Origin of the sequence: Mesorhizobium sp. LNHC209A00 (genome assembly GCF_000502915.1) — a bacterium.
Classification (GTDB): Bacteria; Pseudomonadota; Alphaproteobacteria; order Rhizobiales; family Rhizobiaceae; genus Mesorhizobium.
This window is the reverse complement of sequence record NZ_AYWT01000004.1, coordinates 44,914-60,783: the sequence shown is the minus strand read 5'-3', so window position 1 is coordinate 60,783 and position 15,870 is coordinate 44,914. Positions and strand designations below refer to the sequence as shown.

General features: G+C 62.7%; 18 protein-coding genes. 11 read left to right on the top strand and 7 right to left on the bottom strand.

The features are described 5' to 3' along the window. Position 1 precedes the first annotated feature (1 nt). The 8 genes from X739_RS153900 (at position 2) to X739_RS153935 (ending at position 5,594) form a co-directional block, all read left to right on the top strand. Positions 2-883, top strand: coding sequence for a cytochrome c oxidase subunit 3 (locus tag X739_RS153900; RefSeq protein ID WP_015318792.1), 882 nt, complete (start codon positions 2-4; stop codon positions 881-883). 85 nt (positions 884-968) lie between these two features. Further along, positions 969-1,187: a hypothetical protein gene (locus X739_RS1000000169285; RefSeq protein WP_023772915.1), complete on the top strand. Its 219-nt coding sequence runs from the start codon at positions 969-971 to the stop codon at positions 1,185-1,187. A 21-nt stretch (positions 1,188-1,208) separates the two neighbouring features. Continuing rightward, the gene (locus tag X739_RS153910) at positions 1,209-1,595 is read left to right on the top strand and encodes a DUF983 domain-containing protein (protein ID WP_015318791.1); all 387 of its coding nucleotides are present in this window, start codon (positions 1,209-1,211) and stop codon (positions 1,593-1,595) included. After that, on the top strand, positions 1,592-2,347 hold the full coding sequence (locus tag X739_RS153915; protein ID WP_023772914.1) for an SURF1 family protein: 756 nt from the start codon (positions 1,592-1,594) through the stop codon (positions 2,345-2,347). Before X739_RS153910 ends, X739_RS153915 begins: the two co-directional genes overlap by 4 nt. Positions 2,348-2,434: 87 nt before the next feature. After that, entirely contained in the window at positions 2,435-3,445 is a 1,011-nt protein-coding gene (gene ispH / locus X739_RS153920) for a 4-hydroxy-3-methylbut-2-enyl diphosphate reductase (RefSeq protein WP_015318789.1), read from the top strand. Between the two features lie 6 nt (positions 3,446-3,451). Further along, entirely contained in the window at positions 3,452-4,429 is a 978-nt protein-coding gene (locus X739_RS153925) for a homoserine kinase (RefSeq protein ID WP_023772913.1), read from the top strand. Continuing rightward, complete coding sequence (rnhA, locus tag X739_RS153930; RefSeq protein WP_023772912.1) at positions 4,426-4,959, top strand: ribonuclease HI; 534 nt, start codon at positions 4,426-4,428, stop codon at positions 4,957-4,959. Before X739_RS153925 ends, rnhA begins: the two co-directional genes overlap by 4 nt. A 41-nt stretch (positions 4,960-5,000) precedes the next feature. Next, the gene (locus tag X739_RS153935) at positions 5,001-5,594 is read left to right on the top strand and encodes a histidine phosphatase family protein (RefSeq protein WP_023794582.1); all 594 of its coding nucleotides are present in this window, start codon (positions 5,001-5,003) and stop codon (positions 5,592-5,594) included. Positions 5,595-5,847: 253 nt separating this feature from the next. On the opposite strand, the gene X739_RS0134240 is transcribed toward X739_RS153935, so the two are convergent. Together X739_RS0134240 and X739_RS153940 are read right to left on the bottom strand one after the other, a co-directional pair. Beyond that, complete coding sequence (locus tag X739_RS0134240) at positions 5,848-6,270, bottom strand: DUF2938 domain-containing protein (RefSeq protein WP_198019214.1); 423 nt, start codon at positions 6,268-6,270, stop codon at positions 5,848-5,850. A gap of 139 nt (positions 6,271-6,409) precedes the next feature. Next, positions 6,410-6,892 (bottom strand): peroxiredoxin, encoded by a 483-nt coding sequence (locus X739_RS153940; protein WP_023772911.1) that lies wholly within the window; start codon positions 6,890-6,892, stop codon positions 6,410-6,412. Here X739_RS153940 and X739_RS1000000169280 point away from each other — a divergent pair. Further along, entirely contained in the window at positions 6,891-7,121 is a 231-nt protein-coding gene (locus X739_RS1000000169280) for a hypothetical protein (RefSeq protein ID WP_156939856.1), read from the top strand. The genes X739_RS153940 and X739_RS1000000169280 overlap by 2 nt on opposite strands. On the opposite strand, the gene X739_RS153945 is transcribed toward X739_RS1000000169280, so the two are convergent. After that, positions 7,067-7,873, bottom strand: a complete 807-nt coding sequence (locus X739_RS153945) for a protein-disulfide reductase DsbD domain-containing protein (RefSeq protein ID WP_023772910.1) — start codon at positions 7,871-7,873, stop codon at positions 7,067-7,069. The genes X739_RS1000000169280 and X739_RS153945 overlap by 55 nt on opposite strands. A gap of 172 nt (positions 7,874-8,045) precedes the next feature. On the opposite strand from X739_RS153945, the gene X739_RS153950 reads away from it, so the two are divergent. Next, complete coding sequence (locus X739_RS153950; protein ID WP_015318780.1) at positions 8,046-8,654, top strand: YqgE/AlgH family protein; 609 nt, start codon at positions 8,046-8,048, stop codon at positions 8,652-8,654. A gap of 497 nt (positions 8,655-9,151) precedes the next feature. Then, positions 9,152-9,385: a hypothetical protein gene (locus X739_RS1000000170460; protein WP_245273861.1), complete on the top strand. Its 234-nt coding sequence runs from the start codon at positions 9,152-9,154 to the stop codon at positions 9,383-9,385. Positions 9,386-9,545: 160 nt separating this feature from the next. On the opposite strand, the gene X739_RS153955 is transcribed toward X739_RS1000000170460, so the two are convergent. The 4 genes from X739_RS153955 to thrC are packed head-to-tail and all read right to left on the bottom strand — an operon-like array spanning position 9,546 to position 15,751. Then, complete coding sequence (locus X739_RS153955; RefSeq protein WP_023772909.1) at positions 9,546-12,434, bottom strand: EAL domain-containing protein; 2,889 nt, start codon at positions 12,432-12,434, stop codon at positions 9,546-9,548. Between the two features lie 3 nt (positions 12,435-12,437). Next, a complete protein-coding gene (locus X739_RS153960) occupies positions 12,438-13,034 on the bottom strand; it encodes a GNAT family protein (protein WP_023772908.1) in 597 nt (198 codons plus the stop codon). Positions 13,035-13,046: 12 nt separating this feature from the next. Then, positions 13,047-14,339: a pitrilysin family protein gene (locus tag X739_RS153965; protein ID WP_023772907.1), complete on the bottom strand. Its 1,293-nt coding sequence runs from the start codon at positions 14,337-14,339 to the stop codon at positions 13,047-13,049. Between the two features lie 14 nt (positions 14,340-14,353). Continuing rightward, entirely contained in the window at positions 14,354-15,751 is a 1,398-nt protein-coding gene (gene thrC / locus X739_RS153970; RefSeq protein WP_023772906.1) for a threonine synthase, read from the bottom strand. Between the last annotated feature and the right edge of the window lie 119 nt (positions 15,752-15,870).

The window sequence follows — 15,870 nt, the reverse complement described above, 5'->3', positions numbered from 1 at the left end:
TATGGCAGACGCGCACGCAAAACCACACCATGACTACCATCTCGTCGACCCGAGCCCGTGGCCCTTCCTGGGATCGGTCGGGGCGCTTGTCACCGCTTTTGGCGGTGTCTGCCTCATGGAATACCTGAAAGGCGGCTCCTTCCCGATCTTCGGCGTCAACATCGCCAATCCGTGGCTGTTCTTCATCGGCATTGTGATCGTGCTGTACACCATGTTCGCCTGGTGGTCGGACACGATCAAGGAAGCGCATGAGGGCCACCATACGCGCGTCGTGTCGCTGCACCTGCGCTATGGCATGATCATGTTCATCGCCTCGGAGGTGATGTTCTTCGTTGCCTGGTTCTGGGCCTATTTCGATGCCAGTCTTTTTGCCGGTGAGGTGCAAAACTACGCGCGTCACACGTTTACCGGTGGTGTCTGGCCGCCGAAGGGCATGGAGGTTCTCGATCCCTTCCATTTGCCGCTCTACAACACCATCATCCTGCTGCTGTCGGGCACCACGGTTACCTGGGCGCACCACTCGCTCATCCATGGCGACCGCAAGGGCCTGATCAACGGCCTGGTGCTGACCGTCGGGCTCGGCATGCTGTTCACCATGGTGCAGGCTTACGAGTACATGCACGCGCCGTTCGGCTTCAAGGATTCCATCTACGGCGCCACCTTCTTCATGGCGACCGGCTTCCATGGCTTCCATGTCATCATCGGCACCATCTTCCTGCTGGTCTGCCTGATCAGGGCGATGAAGGGCGACTTCACCCCCAAGCAGCATTTCGGCTTCGAGGCGGCCGCCTGGTATTGGCACTTCGTTGACGTGGTCTGGCTGTTCCTGTTCGCCTCGATCTACGTCTGGGGATCGGTCGGCGCGGTGATCGAAGGCCACTGATCCAGCCTTTTGGATGTCGATTTCGGGAAGGCGGTCGCGGCGACGTGGCCGCCTTTCTTCTTTTCGGCGCAAGGGCAGCCGATCAATGAAAGATGCGGCTGACTTCGATTTGCGCATTGGCATTCCGGCTCTTGCCGCTGAGAAGGTCTGGTGCGCGTCGACCGGGCGAAGCGGCTTCGGCTGGTCGGGCTGGCTGCTTCAATTGGTCGACTGGACCGATGGCTGCATTGGGGTTACGGAGTCCGACATGGACCAAGTCTGGGCGATGGTGGCCGATGGGGCGCCGATCGAGATCGAGCAATAGCCATGAATGACGGCACTACGCATGAGTGAGGACAAGGCGATCTGGCCTCCGATCGATCCGATTTCGGCCGGCCTGCACGGCCGCTGCCCGCGTTGCGGCGAGGGGCGGCTGTTTTCCGGCTTTCTCACCGTAGGCAAGCGCTGTGTCAATTGCGGCCTCGACTATTCCTACGCCGATGCCGGCGATGGACCGGCGGTGTTCGTCATCCTGATCATCGGCTTCATCATCGTCGGTCTGGCGCTCTGGGTGGAAGTGACGCTGAGCCCGCCGCTCTGGCTGCATCTGCTGATATGGATCCCACTGGCACTGGTGCTGTGTCTGACGGCGCTTCGGTTGATCAAGGGCGTTCTGCTCACCCTGCAATACAGCAACAAAGCAGCCGAGGGGCGGCTGGATCGCGGCGAATGAGCGAAGCATCCTTCAAAGATCGCGGCCATTCGCGGCCACGATCGGCACTGTTGTTCGTCCTTGGCCTTGTGCTGTTCTTGATTCTGCTGGCGCTGGGCACCTGGCAGGTCCAGCGCCTGCACTGGAAGGAAGGCCTGCTACAGACCATCGACCAGCGCACCCATTCGGCGCCACGACCGCTTTCCGAGGTCGAGAAGGAATTCGCCTCGACCGGTGACGTCGACTACACCCCGGTCACGGTCACCGGCACTTTCCTGCATTCCGGCGAGCGGCATTTCTACGCGACCTGGGAAGGGGATGCCGGCTTCAATGTGTATACGCCGCTGGTCCTCGACGACGGCCGTTTCGTCCTGATTAACCGCGGCTTTGTTCCCTACGACCTCAAGGACGCGACGACACGCGCCAAGGGACAGGTAACAGGCAGGGTCGCGGTCACCGGGCTGGCCCGCAACCCGCTGCCGACAAAGCCCTCCATGATGCTTCCCGACAATGATGTGGGGAAGAACATCTTCTACTGGAAGGACCGCGACGTCATGGCCGCGAGCGCCGGCCTGCCGGCTGGGTTCAACTTGGTGCCGGTCTTCATCGATGCCGACAAGACGCCAAATCCCGGCGGCCTTCCGATCGGGGGCGTCACCATCATCGACCTGCCGAACAGCCATCTGCAATATGCCGTCACCTGGTACGGGCTTGCCGCGGCACTCGCCGCGGTGCTTGTCCTCCGGCTTCGCCGGCCCGCGAAAGAGGAATGAACGCAAGCTACGCTCCCTTTCCACCGATACCCTTGACAGGGTAGGGGTAGGCACCTCATTTCGGCGCTGACCAACCGGCAGGATTTGATGCTTCACACAATCGCCAAGCCTCCTCTGACGATCCGGCTCTGCCAGCCGCGCGGTTTTTGCGCGGGCGTGGACCGTGCCATCCAGATCGTCGTGCTGGCGCTGAAGAAATATGGCGCCCCGGTCTATGTCCGCCACGAGATCGTCCACAACCGCTATGTCGTCGAGGGGCTGCAGAGCCTTGGAGCCGTTTTCATAGAGGAACTTTCCGAAATCCCGGCCGAACATCGGCAGTCGCCGGTCGTCTTCTCCGCGCACGGTGTGCCCAAGTCCGTGCCGGCGGACGCGCAGGCGCGCAACCTGTTCTATCTCGACGCAACCTGTCCGCTGGTTTCCAAGGTCCACAAGCAGGCGATGCGTCACCAGCGGCTTGGCCGCCATGTGCTGTTGATCGGTCATGCCGGGCACCCCGAGGTGATCGGCACCATGGGGCAGTTACCGGAAGGCGCGGTAACGCTGATCGAGACCGAGGCCGACGCCGCCCGGCTTGTGCCCGCCGATCCAAAAGCACTTGGTTTCGTCACCCAGACCACGCTCTCGGTCGAGGATACCGCCGGCATCATCCGCGCATTGCAGGAGCGCTTTCCGGACCTGCAGGCGCCGGCGGCGGAATCGATCTGTTACGCCACCACCAACCGCCAGGAAGCGGTCAAGGACACGGCGCCCGGTGCTGATCTCTATCTGATCGTCGGCGCCCCCAATTCCTCGAATTCGCGCCGCCTTGTCGAAGTTGCGGAACGGGCAGGTGCCTCGATGTCGCTTCTCGTGCAGCGCGCCGCCGAAATTCCGTGGAATGACATCGGCACCATTTCGACGCTTGGCCTGTCGGCGGGAGCATCGGCGCCGGAGATCATCGTCGATGAGATCATCGACGCGTTCCGCCAGCGTTTCGACGTCACCATCGACCTGGCCGTCACGGCCACCGAAACAGAGGATTTTCCGGTCATGCGGGTACTGCGCGATGTCGAACTGACGCCGGCCGACATGGCCTTTGTCAACGGGACCGCGTGAACGGCCATGGCGGTCTACACCGACGTTGCGGAGGGCGAACTCGGCGCTTTCCTGAAGCACTATCCGGTCGGCGATCTCCTATCCTACAAGGGCATCGCCGAAGGCACCGAGAATTCGAACTTCCTGCTGCACACATCGAGCGGCTCCTACATCCTGACGCTCTATGAAAAGCGAGTCGAGAAGGCGGATTTGCCGTTCTTCCTCGGGCTGATGGGCCATCTCGCCAGCAAGGGCGTGTCCTGCCCGCTGCCGGTGACCGCGCATGACGGCAGCGTCATCGGCACGCTGGCCGGCCGGCCGGCCGTCATCATCACCTTCCTCGAAGGACTTTCGCTGCGGCGACCGGCCGCAACGCATTGCGCCGAGGTCGGCAAGGCGCTGGCGGCGCTGCACCTGGCCGGCGCCGATTTTTCGATGACGCGTCCGAACGCGCTCGCCCTCGACGGCTGGCGCAAGCTTTGGGATGCATCTCGCGGCCGCGCCGACGAGGTCGAGCCGGGCCTTGCGGCCGAGGTCGATGCCGACTTTGCCGATTTCGAGCAGAACTGGCCCAAAGGCCTCCCCAAGGGCATCATCCATGCCGACCTTTTCCCGGACAATGTCTTTTTCCTAGGCGAGAAGCTTTCGGGGCTGATCGATTTCTATTTTGCCTGTGACGATCTCTATGCCTATGATGTCGCCACCTGCCTCAACGCCTGGTGTTTCGAGAAGGATTTTTCCTTCAACCTTACCAAGGGCAAGGCACTGCTTGCCGGTTATCAAAGCGTGCGCCCCCTGAGCCATGACGAGAAGGCGGCGCTGCCGATGCTGGCGCGCGGTTCGGCGCTACGCTTCATGCTGACCCGACTTTACGACTGGCTGACCGTCCCAGATGGCGGACTGGTGATGAAACGCGACCCGACCGAATACATCCGAAGGATGCGGTTCCACCGGGCGATCAGATTTCCTTCGGAATATGGACTGGCCGAAAACGGGGTGTCATGAGCAAGCAGGTTGAAATCTTTACCGATGGCGCCTGTTCGGGCAATCCCGGCCCCGGCGGCTGGGGCGCCATCCTGCGCTTCAACGGCACCACCAAGGAACTCTTCGGCGGCGAGGCCGAAACCACCAACAACCGCATGGAATTGCTGGCGGCCATTTCGGCGCTGAATGCGTTGAAGGAGCCTTGCACGGTCGTGCTTCATACCGACAGCAAATACGTCATGGACGGAATTTCCAAATGGATCCATGGCTGGAAGAAGAATGGCTGGAAGACCGCCGACAAGAAGCCGGTAAAGAACGGTGAACTCTGGCAGGCGCTGGACGAGGCCAACCGGCGCCACAAGGTCACCTGGAACTGGGTCAAGGGCCACGCCGGCCACGTCGAGAACGAGCGCGCCGACGAACTGGCAAGGAAAGGCATGGCCCCGTTCAAGAAAGGGCCTTTCAGGCCGGTGGTGTCGGCGCCAAAGCCGGATGTCCAGGCCAAGCAGCCGCTGGCCTCGAAGGCGCGTCGTTCGACCCAGAGCTATTGAGCTTCTGGCATTCCCGGCGGGCCGACAGGAGAATTTCTGTTGTGCCGATCGCCTATTACATCACCCATCCTCAGGTTCAGATCGACGCCAGCGTGCCCGTGCCGGATTGGGGTCTGTCCGACATCGGTCGTGCCAGGGCGCATGCAATGCTGAACCAGCCGTGGATTGGATCGATCGGGCGCGTGGTGTCGTCGGGCGAACGCAAGGCAGTTGAAACCGCCGAGGTGCTCGGGCGGCACCTCGACCTTGCGGTGCAGGTGAGCGAACGGATGCATGAGAACGACCGGTCGGCGACGGGTTTCCTGCCGCCTCCGGCGTTCGAGGCGGTCGCCGACCGGTTCTTCGCCAATCCGCACGAAAGCATTCGTGGCTGGGAGCGGGCCATCGACGCACAGCAGCGCATCATGAGTGAGGTCGAGGCCGTGCTCGGTGCCGGCGGCGCCTGCAACATCGCCCTTGTCGGCCATGGCGGTGTCGGCACGCTCCTTCTGCTGTCGCTCAGCGGCAGGCAGATCAGCCGCGAAGCCGATCAGCTGGCGGGCGGCGGCGGCAACTATTTCGCCTTCGATCGCTATGAGTACGGCTGCGGTACGCCGATCAAGACAGCCTGTCGATCGGCCGCCATCCACGCCTAATTTGGCGGCGAAAACATACGGCGGGCCGATCATTACTACGATCGATTAGAAGCGCGGGCCATGCAGCTGGCAGACCAGCCGCGCATGGGAGTCAGTCGACCCGATAGCAGGCCTTCTGCACGAATGCTGGTGGAGGCGCCGTTTGTAATGCTCCACGAAACGATTCCAGACACGGACGATGGCCCGGTGGAGTGGGTTGAAACCGTCCGTGTGGTCGATGGGCGGCGGGATCTGAACCGTCTGTGCTAGCTGTCTAACGGATCAGCAGCGCCGTGCCCCAAAGCCCGAGCGCGAACACCGTGTGCGAGACCAGATTGAGCGCCCGGACCCGCATCGGATTGGGCCGCTTCGAGGCGGCCCAGCCGGCGCCCATGCCCGGCGCCAGCAGGAACCAGCCGGCGCCGACCGTGACGATGCCGAGGATGAAGGCCGGCAGGAAGGTCGGCGCGACCAGCCAGCCCGCACCCGCCAGCACGACCAGGATGATGCCGTAGACGATACCGACGAAGTAATGGAAAGCCCAGCCCAGCGCCTGTTCATACGCGTAGGGCGCCGCATCGCCGATATTGTCGTGAAACACCTGGTCGCGGAGGTGCCAGACCCAGCGCCCGACCGGGCCCCAGTTCGGGCGTGGCTGGCCGAATGCCTTGTGCAGGAAAAAGGCCCACACATCCATCAGGACGGTCGCACCGACGCCGATCGCGATAGCGCGCCAGAGTCAGACATCGTAGAATCCCCCCGAAAGCCGGCAATTCTGGAGCGCCGCCATTTGTCAGGCGAGGCCATTGCGGCCTCGCGTGATTGGTCGTCGAAGTTCAGAGCTGACCGAGAATATGAGCCGCGCCGGACTCGTCGACGCCGGGTTTGGTCTCGACATTGAGGGCGGTGACCTTGCCGTCGTCGATGATCATCGAAAACCGCTTCGAACGCAGGCCCATGCCGCCACCGGAGTAGTCCGCGTCAAGACCGACCGCCTTGGCGAAATCGCCATTGCCGTCGGCGAGGAACAGGATCTTGCCTTCGCCGCCGGTGAAGCGGGCCCAGGCGCCCATGACGTGGACGTCGTTGACCGAAACGACGGCGATGGTGTCGACGCCGCGCGCCAGGATCGCGTTGTGGTTCTCGAGATAGCCGGGCAGATGGTTGTTGCTGCAGGTCGGCGTGAAGGCGCCGGGAACGCCGAACAGCACCACTTTCTTGCCCGGAAAAATCTCGGCCGACGTGATCGGCTTGGCGCCGTCGGCGGTCATTGTCTTGAAGGTCGCCTCGGGCAGCTTGTCGCCAACGGAGATGGTCATGAGTTCCTCGCTCGGGATGGGGGAAGACGCGTGCTTGCGTAGCGAACTCGGCGGCTTCCTGCAACTATCGCGGCAGCGGCATCAGTACATGCCGCGGTTTTGGGATAACGACACGTACAAGAAGATGACCTTGCAGCGCATCGTATGGGATTCGTTTTTTCAATACGACGCGCTTCAAGGGAAAGGCAGCAACCCTTCGACCGCACCCGCCGAACTCGTCAACGTGTAGTGAAGCCCGCCGTCGGTCGGCGTCGTCGAGGGGCGATCGAGGATCGGCACAGTGAAGATCAGCTTGCCGTCCTTTTCCGAGCGGGAAGGTGTTCCGAACATATAGTCGCGCTCGCCGGCAACGAAGAAATCCGCTGCCTGCGGATCGCCAGGAAAACTCGCCTCGACAACCAGCGTCTCGTGATCGCCGGACAGCACCTTGATGCCGAAGTCAGGCTTTGCAGCCGCCGGTAGTGCGGTGAAACCAGCCTTCACCAACGCCGCGTCGTCGGCATTATCGGGATCGGAAGCGGGGTCGACGCTCAGCCGTGTCTGCACGGGAATGCAGATGGATTCACAAATGCCGAGAAAGATGTCGGCATCGATGACGGCCGGCTGGTTCGGCGTCGCCAGCGTGAAAGTCACCGGCAGGGAAACCGGATAATTGTAACCGGCCCATTTGCCATAGCCATCGTCATGACGCTGCGGCGCTGGAAAAGACAGCGTCGCATCGGCTATATTGGTGCTGGCCGAAACGTCGAGCTGCGGCGGCACACCTGCGTCGCCCGGGTCGCGCCAATAAGTCTTCCAGCCGGGTTTGAGCGCGATATCGAGAACACCCTGGATGCGGCCGGCGTCGTCCGGCTTGCCTGATGTCACCAGCCGCACCTTGCCGCCTTCGCTGTTGTACCAGGCGGATGAGGAGGCGCTGGCAGGGAGGGCGGCCGCCAATCCAATGGCGGCGCCGAGCAACAGGATTTTCAAGCTTTGCATGACGGTGATTTGATCGTCCCTTCGTGGCCGCGCAATGATTTCATGGCCGTGCTGATATCATATTTGCGTGACCTTTGCGGGCAAGCCAAGGCCGGACCCGCAATATGAGCTTTGGTCGAATCCGCTACGGCGCATCTTTTCGGCGCCGGGGAAACGCGTTACCTTCCCTGGCATGGATTTGTTGCGCCACAAAAAGACAGCCGCCGGCCGCGGCTTTCTCGACGATCAGTTCCTGATTGCCATGCCTGGTATGAAGGACGACCGTTTCACGCGCTCGGTCATCTACATCTGCGCCCATAGCGATGAAGGCGCGATGGGCCTGATCATCAACCAGACGCAGCAGATGCTGTTCCCGGACCTTCTGGTACAACTTGGCATCATGAACGAGCAGGAGGCGATCCGCCTGCCGGCACAGGCGCGCGATTTCGTCGTGCGCAATGGCGGGCCTGTCGACCGCAGCCGGGGCTTCGTCCTGCATTCGGGCGACTACCGTGTGGATTCCTCGCTCACCGTTTCCGACGACATCTGCCTCACCGCGACCGTCGACATACTGCGGGCGATATCGTCAGGGCGTGGGCCGCGGCGCGCGCTCATGGCGCTCGGTTATTCCGGCTGGGGCGCCGGTCAGTTGGAAACCGAGATCGCCGAGAATGGCTGGCTGACCTGCCCGGCGACGCCGGAATTGCTGTTCGACGCCGACATCGAACGCAAATACGACCGGATTCTCGCCTCGATCGGCATCGATCTCGCTCATCTCAGCCTCGCCGCCGGACATGCTTGAGCCTCGTCTTTGCCGGCCAGGACTCCTTCGCTAGGTTAGGCGCAGCCGGAACGCTGCGGCGTTAGCGCAATCTCATCCCATGGCGGTGCGCGAGAACTGTTCAGGCTTGGAATTGCGCAAACAGGCGAAACCGCCTGTCCGCTTGTTATCCGCTATGCCGGCTCATGGCCGTACGCTTTGTCCTCATGCATCACGCGGCCGACGCCCGGCCAGCCAAGGTGCGCTCCAGCGATCCATGTTCCAGCCTCGGCCGCGTCGCGGAAAATCTTCCGGCGTGTCGCACGTGCGATCCGTTGATCGAGGGATCTCAAGGATCACCAGTGCATAGCCCTGCGTCTTCCAGGCGGTCCATCTCGGTGGGAGTTCGAGCGTGCGAGAAAGTCGGTCACGATCAACGCCAGCGGCTCGCTCATAATCGACGATACTCACCTGGTGATTGAGGCGGCGCTGGCCGCGTTGGTCTCGGTCTCGCCTATGATGAGCAAGTCGCGGAGTATATCGCGGAGCGACGGCTTGTCCGTGTCCTGGAGGAATGGACGCCGTCAATCCCAGGCTTTTTCCTGTATTATCCCAGTCGTCGGCTTCAGCCAGCGGCGCTGTCAGCATTGGTCAATGCGCTGCGNCAGGCTTTTTCCTGTATTATCCCAGTCGTCGGCTTCAGCCAGCGGCGCTGTCAGCATTGGTCAATGCGCTGCGACTCTCGCAACAATAGTCCGTGCGCGACGCGTTAGGTGTCGAGACCCTCCGTCGCTTGCGTGGAAGCGGCCGGCGGCACGACGCGATGGGCATCTACGGCATGTCGCGGCCAATAGGATTGGCCCGACCTGCTGCAACCTTCTGGTTTACACATGTCGTTGGTCCGGAACCGAGGACACGTCCGGGCGACATGCATTAGGCCTGCGTGAGCGGATACTGCTCCTTCAGCGTCTTCAGCACCTGGTCGCCCGGCATCGGCGCGCCGAACATGAAGCTCTGGACATATTCGCATCCCATCTGGCGCAGCTCCAGCGCATCGCGCTCGTCTGATATGCCCTCGGCGACTACCGAAAGGCCGAGCTCATGCGCCATGTTGACCATGGATTTGAGCAGCACCGTGCGTTTTGGCGTGCTGTCGTCGACGAAGCTCTTGTCGATCTTGATGGTATCGAACGGGAACCGCGTCAGATAGGCGAGCGATGAATAGCCGGTGCCGAAATCGTCCAGCGACAGGCCGATGCCGAGCTGCTTGAGCTTGGTCAGCACATGGGCCGTCTGCTCGGGATTGTCCATGACCAGCGACTCGGTCAGTTCGAGCCGGAAGCAGCGGGGCTTCAGATTGGCGCGCGCGATCACGGAACGCACGTCGCTGACCAGGTCGCGGCGGATGAGCTGGCGGCTTGACAGGTTGACCGACACCGACAGCGGCGCGTCGCCGATCTGCTTTTGCCATCCTGCCAGATCCTCGGCCGCCTGCTGCATGGCAAACAGCCCAAGCTGCACGATCAGCCCGCAGCTTTCCGCGACCGGGATGAAATCGGCCGGCGGGATCATGCCGCGGCGCGGATGGTCCCAGCGCAGCAGGGCCTCGAAGCCGGCGACGCTGCCATCCTCGAGCCGCACGATCGGCTGGTAGGCCAGGGTGAATTCGCGCCGCTCAATGGCGCGCCGCAGATCGGATTCGAACTGAAGGCGATCGGTGCCGACGGTGCGGAACGCCGGGCGGAACGGCTCGATCCTGTCGCCGCCGAAGCGCTTGGCCTGGTGCATGGCGAGCTCGGCGTCCTTGACCATGTCCTCGGCCGAGGTTTGCGCGGAGGTCCAGGTAATCAGGCCGATCGAGGCGGTCAGCACGATTTCGCGCTTGGCAAAGGTGATCGGATTGTTGATCGCATGCTTGATCGCATCGGCCACCCCGGCGATGCGGGCAGGGTCCTGCTCGGACAGCAGCATCAGGGCAAACTGGTCGCCGGCGAAGCGCGACAGCGAATCCTTCGGCTTCAACAGCCGATGCAGGCGGCGCGCTATAGTGAGCAGGATGGTGTCGCCGGCTGAAATGCCGAGCCCGTCATTGACCTGCTTGAAGCGGTCGATATCGATGACGAAGACGGTCGGCCGCACCTTCTCTTCGGTGCGAGCGATCGAAATGATCGCCTCCAGCCGGTTCATGAACAATTCGCGGTTCGGCAGGCCGGTCAGATTGTCGTGCACGGCGTCGTGCAGCAGCCGTTCCTCGGATTTCTTCTGTTCGGTGACATCGACCATGGTGCCAACGCAGCGGATCACCTCGCCGTCCGAACCGATGACGGGTCGCGCGCGCAGGGCAAACCAGTGATAGTGCCCGTCGGCGCCGCGCAGGCGGAAATTCTGTGCTACCCGGCCACGACGGTGTTCGAGAACCACGTCGAGCGTCGTGCGGAATGTGTCGCGGTCGTCGGCATGCAACACCGGCAGCCAGTTGCGCGCGGCACCGCCCAGGCTGTTGGGGGCGAGGCCGAGCTGGATGCTGACGTCGGGTTTGGTCACAACGCGGTCGCGCAGCACGTCCCAGTCCCACACCGTATCGCCCGATCCCGCGACGGCCAGCGCCTGCCGCTCGAGGTCGGAGAACAGCCCCTGATGCAGCGCACCGCCAGCAAAGGCGTGCTGCATGACGGTGAAGCCGATCAACAGGATGATCAGGATCAAGCCGCCGCCAAGTGCCGGCTGGGCGATGTCGTTGTCGAGCATGCCGGTGATCGCCATCCACGATCCGCATAGCCATAACAGCACCATGACCCAGCTGGGCACCAGCATGATCGCTCGGTCATAACCACGAATACCGAGGAAGATGATCAAGCCCAGCCCGGTCAGTGCGGTCGCGGCGAACGAGATGCGGGCGATGCCGGCGGCGACCGCCGGATCGACGATGGCGACACCGGCGATCAAGAGCAGCCCCAGAATCCAGACCAGGGCGCCATAGCTGAAATGGCCGTGCCATCGGTTGAGGTTGAGATAGGCAAACAGGAACACCACGAAAGTCGCCGCCAGCGCCACCTCGGTGCCGGCTCTCCACATCTGCTCGTTGCCGGGCGAGATCTCGATGACCTTGTTGAGGAAGCCGAAATCGACACAGATATAGGCAAGCACCGCCCAGGCGAGGGCCGCCGTCGCCGGGAACATCGACGTCCCCTTGACCACGAACAGGATGGTCAGGAACAGCGCCAAAAGGCCGGCGATACCGATGACGATGCCGCGAAACAGCGTGTAGGAATTGACCGAATCCTTGTAGGATTCAGGATCCCAGAGGTAGACCTGCGGCAGCTTCGGCGAGGCGAGTTCGGCAATGAAGGTGATCACCGTGCCGGGGTTCAGCGTCACCCGGAACACGTCGGCGTCGGGGCTGGTCTGGCGGTCGAGCGCGAAGCCTTCGCTGGGCGTGATGGCGGCGATGCGCGTAGAACCCAGATCCGGCCAGAAGATGCCGGAATTGACCAGCCGGAAGTGCGGCGCCACGATCAGCCGATCGAGTTGCTGGTCGGTGGTGTTGGCGAGCGCGAAGACAGCCCAGTCGCCGGTCGAGCGGGCATCGTTGGCTTCGACCTCGATCCGCCGCACGATGCCGTCCGGCCCGGGCGCGGTCGACACCTGGAAGTTCTCACCCTGGTTGCGGTAGATTTCGACGGCGCGCGAAAGATCGAGCGCGACATCGTCGCGGGCGATCTTGATGGGTTCCACGGCAAAGGCCGACGAAGCCGCGCACAGCGTCAGCATCGTCGCCAGCAGAAAGGCGAACAGCGGCCCGTTTCGCAGGGAATTCGTCAAAAATCAGTCCTTCGTTCCAGCGCCCGGCGGATCGTCGGCGATCCGGGCGTAGAGGTAGTGGTCCTGCCAGATGCCGTTGATCCTGAGATAGGATCGCAGAAGTCCTTCGCGCCGGAATCCGGCTTTTTCAAGCACGCGGATCGACCTGATATTGTCGGGAATACAGGCGGCTTCGATCCGGTGCAACCTCAGTGTATCGAAGGCGAAGCGGGCCACCACCTTGACCGCGTCTGTCATCAGGCCGCGGCCGCCGAAGCGCTCGCCGATCCAGTAGCCGACATGGCCGCTTTGCGAGACGCCGTGGCGTATGTTGCCGAGCGTGATGCCGCCCGCGAGCTTGCCGCTCGATTTCTCGAAGATGAAGAAGGCGATCGCGCTTCCCTGTGCGTAGTCCTCGCGATAGCGGCTGACGCGCAGGCGCCATGCCGTGCGGTCGAGTTCGTCGGGGGTCCAGCGCGGCTCCCACGGTTCCAGGAACGCCCGGCTTTCGCCGCGCACCGCCGACCACTCGCGGTAGTCATTGGTGAGCGGCACGCGCAGCGTGACGAGGTTGCCCTTCAGTGCCGGCAGGTCACGGCGAAAGAAAGGGAGCGCGAACACGGCGCTTGGGACTTAGACGGCGAGCCTGCGGGCCGTGGTCTGCGTGCCCGGAAGCGAATCGAGGATCGCCTCATATGGTGCCAGCGTACCCACGGGCCCGACAGCGGTAAGCGTCGGCTTGGTCGAGAACATCCGCGACGACAGGTCGGTCAGGCGCTCGATCGTCAGCGCCGCCAGGCGCTCCATCAGCTCTTCCTTCGCGATCGGCCTGCCGAAAAGGAGTAGCTGCCGCGCGATCTGCGAGGCGCGGCTGGCCGGGCTCTCGGCCGACATGATCAGCCCGGCGCGATATTGTGCGCGCGCGCGGTCGAGTTCTTCCTGCAGGATGCTCTCGCCGGCCTTCTGCAACTCGTCGATGATGACAGGCACCAGCTTGGCGATATCGCTTTGGCCCGTCGCGGCATGAACGCCGAATATGCCCGTATCGGAAAAGCCCCAGTGGAAGGCATAAACCGAGTAGCAGAGGCCGCGTTTTTCGCGGACCTCCTGGAACAGACGCGATGACATGCCGCCGCCGAGGATCATAGACAGCACCTGCGAGGCGTAGAAATCGCGCACATGGTAGGCGCGGCCCTCGAAGCCCAGCACGATCTGCGCATCCATCAGGTCGCGGTCCTCGCGGAAGTCGCCGCCGACATATTGCGCGTATTGTGGAATGGTGCTGTCGGCCTTGCTGCGGAAACCGCCGAGCCGGTTTTCGACCTCGCGCACGAACTTGTCGTGCTTGATGTCGCCTGCGGCCACGATCACCATCCGTTCGGCGCCATACTGGCGTTCGATGAAATCGTGCAACTGCTTGGAGGTGAAGGATTTTACCGTTTCGGGCGTACCCAGGATCGAGCGGCCGATGGTCTGGTGGCGAAAGGCCGTCTCGGTGAAACGGTCGAAGACGATGTCGTCGGGCGTGTCGTGCGCGGCGCCGATCTCCTGCAAGATGACGTGCTGCTCGCGCTCAAGTTCCTGCGGGTCGAATTCGGACTCCTGCAGGATGTCGGACAGGATATCGACGGCCAGCGGCATATCGTCGGAGAGCACCCTGGCGTAGTAGGATGTGGTCTCGACGCTGGTGGCCGCATTGATCTCGCCGCCGACGTCCTCGATTTCCGAGGCGATCTCGAAGGCGCTTCGCCGCTTCGTCCCCTTGAACGCCATGTGCTCGAGCAGATGGGCCATGCCGTGCTCGTCTTCGCGTTCATTGCGGGCACCCGATTTGACCCAGGCACCCAAGGCAACCGATTCGATACTTGGAAGGGTTTCGGTGGCGACTGTCAGGCCGTTCGACAGACGGCTTACCTCAACACCCATATGGCTCGTACTCCCTAACGCGCCGCCCGCGCGCGGCGACTGACGTAATCTTCCACCATTTTGAGGTCGGATGGAAGTACCGTGTATTTTTCCTCGAATGTCATCAATCCCCCTAACCATGCGGGCAGGGCGGGCGAGACACCGCTGGCGGCTTCCACGGCGGCCGGGAATTTCGCCGGATGGGCGGTGCCGAGCACCACCATCGGCACGGCGCCGGCAGCCCTGGCCGTCGCCACATGCATGGCTGCCGCCGTATGTGGATCGAGCAGGTAGTTGCTGTTTGCCAGCGTCGAGCGGATGGTGGCGGCGACCTCGTCCGTATCGGCGCGGCCGGCGTCGAATTCGGTTCGCATACCGGCGATTTCCGCGGCTTCGATGGTGAAGGCGCCCGATTGTTTGAGGCCGGCCATGTAGCGCCGCACCGTTGCGGCGTCGCGGTTTGACGCCTCGAAAAGCAGGCGTTCGAAGTTCGACGAAACCTGGATGTCCATCGACGGCGAGGTGGTCGCAAAGACCCCTTTGGTCCGGTATTCGCCGGTCGCGAAGGTGCGTGCCAATATGTCGTTATCGTTGGTGGCGATGACCAGCCGGTCGATCGGCAGGCCCATCTTCTTGGCGGCGTAGCCGGCGAAGATATCGCCGAAATTGCCGGTCGGCACGGTGAAGGACACCGGCCTGTCCGGTGCGCCGAGCGACAATGCCGAGGAGAAATAATAGACGATCTGGGCCATGATGCGCGCCCAGTTGATCGAATTGACCCCCGATAGCGACACCTGGTCGCGGAAGCCGTGATCGTTGAACATGTCCTTCAGCAGGCCCTGACAGTCGTCGAAATTGCCTTCGATCGCCAGCGCATGGACATTTTCAGCCTTCGACGTCGTCATCTGCCGCTGCTGCACCGGCGAGACGCGGCCATGCGGAAAAAGGATGAAGATGTCGGTGCGGCTGCGCCCGGCAAAGGCGTCTATGGCCGCGCCACCGGTATCGCCCGAGGTGGCGCCGACGATGGTGGCGTGCTGGTCGCGTTCGGCAAGCACATGGTCCATCAGCCGGGCAAGCAACTGCATCGCCACGTCCTTGAACGCCAATGTCGGTCCGTGAAAGAGTTCGAGGACAAAAGTGTTGGCACCGGTCTGCACCAGCGGGCAGACGGCCTCATGGCGGAAGGTGGCATAGGCTTCGCGGACCAGGCGCTCGAAGACCGGCGCGGCGATCTCGCCGCCGAGGAACGGCGTCAGCACGCGCATTGCGAGGTCTGGATACGCTAGGCCGCGCATGGCTCGAATCTCGGATGGAGAGAAATGCGGCCATTCGCGCGGTACATAGAGCCCGCCATCGCGCGCCAGGCCGGCCAGGACGGCGTCGGAAAATCCAAGCGCGGGCGCTTCGCCGCGGGTACTCACATAATGCATGTCACAGATCCGTTTGCCGCCTGTTTTTCCGTTCACCACAAGGTGGTTAATTTCTGCACCGGCTCTAGTCGCATTTTTGCCGCGCGGTTGATATACGTCACCAGCTTTGCGAGAGGGAA

What these genes read in the sequence shown, in the direction of transcription:
- X739_RS0134240 (WP_198019214.1), bottom strand. Translation starts at nt 6,270, where the DNA reads ATGGATGTGTGGGCCTTTTTCCTGCACAAGGCATTCGGCCAGCCACGC.
- X739_RS1000000169280 (WP_156939856.1), top strand. Translation starts at nt 6,891, where the DNA reads ATGAGTTCCTCGCTCGGGATGGGGGAAGACGCGTGCTTGCGTAGCGAA.
- X739_RS153965 (WP_023772907.1), bottom strand. Translation starts at nt 14,339, where the DNA reads ATGGGTGTTGAGGTAAGCCGTCTGTCGAACGGCCTGACAGTCGCCACC.
- ispH (WP_015318789.1), top strand. Translation starts at nt 2,435, where the DNA reads ATGCTTCACACAATCGCCAAGCCTCCTCTGACGATCCGGCTCTGCCAG.
- thrC (WP_023772906.1), bottom strand. Translation starts at nt 15,751, where the DNA reads ATGCATTATGTGAGTACCCGCGGCGAAGCGCCCGCGCTTGGATTTTCC.
- rnhA (WP_023772912.1), top strand. Translation starts at nt 4,426, where the DNA reads ATGAGCAAGCAGGTTGAAATCTTTACCGATGGCGCCTGTTCGGGCAAT.
- X739_RS153925 (WP_023772913.1), top strand. Translation starts at nt 3,452, where the DNA reads ATGGCGGTCTACACCGACGTTGCGGAGGGCGAACTCGGCGCTTTCCTG.
- X739_RS153900 (WP_015318792.1), top strand. Translation starts at nt 2, where the DNA reads ATGGCAGACGCGCACGCAAAACCACACCATGACTACCATCTCGTCGAC.
- X739_RS153945 (WP_023772910.1), bottom strand. Translation starts at nt 7,873, where the DNA reads ATGCAAAGCTTGAAAATCCTGTTGCTCGGCGCCGCCATTGGATTGGCG.
- X739_RS1000000169285 (WP_023772915.1), top strand. Translation starts at nt 969, where the DNA reads ATGAAAGATGCGGCTGACTTCGATTTGCGCATTGGCATTCCGGCTCTT.
- X739_RS153950 (WP_015318780.1), top strand. Translation starts at nt 8,046, where the DNA reads ATGGATTTGTTGCGCCACAAAAAGACAGCCGCCGGCCGCGGCTTTCTC.
- X739_RS153910 (WP_015318791.1), top strand. Translation starts at nt 1,209, where the DNA reads ATGAGTGAGGACAAGGCGATCTGGCCTCCGATCGATCCGATTTCGGCC.
- X739_RS153940 (WP_023772911.1), bottom strand. Translation starts at nt 6,892, where the DNA reads ATGACCATCTCCGTTGGCGACAAGCTGCCCGAGGCGACCTTCAAGACA.
- X739_RS153915 (WP_023772914.1), top strand. Translation starts at nt 1,592, where the DNA reads ATGAGCGAAGCATCCTTCAAAGATCGCGGCCATTCGCGGCCACGATCG.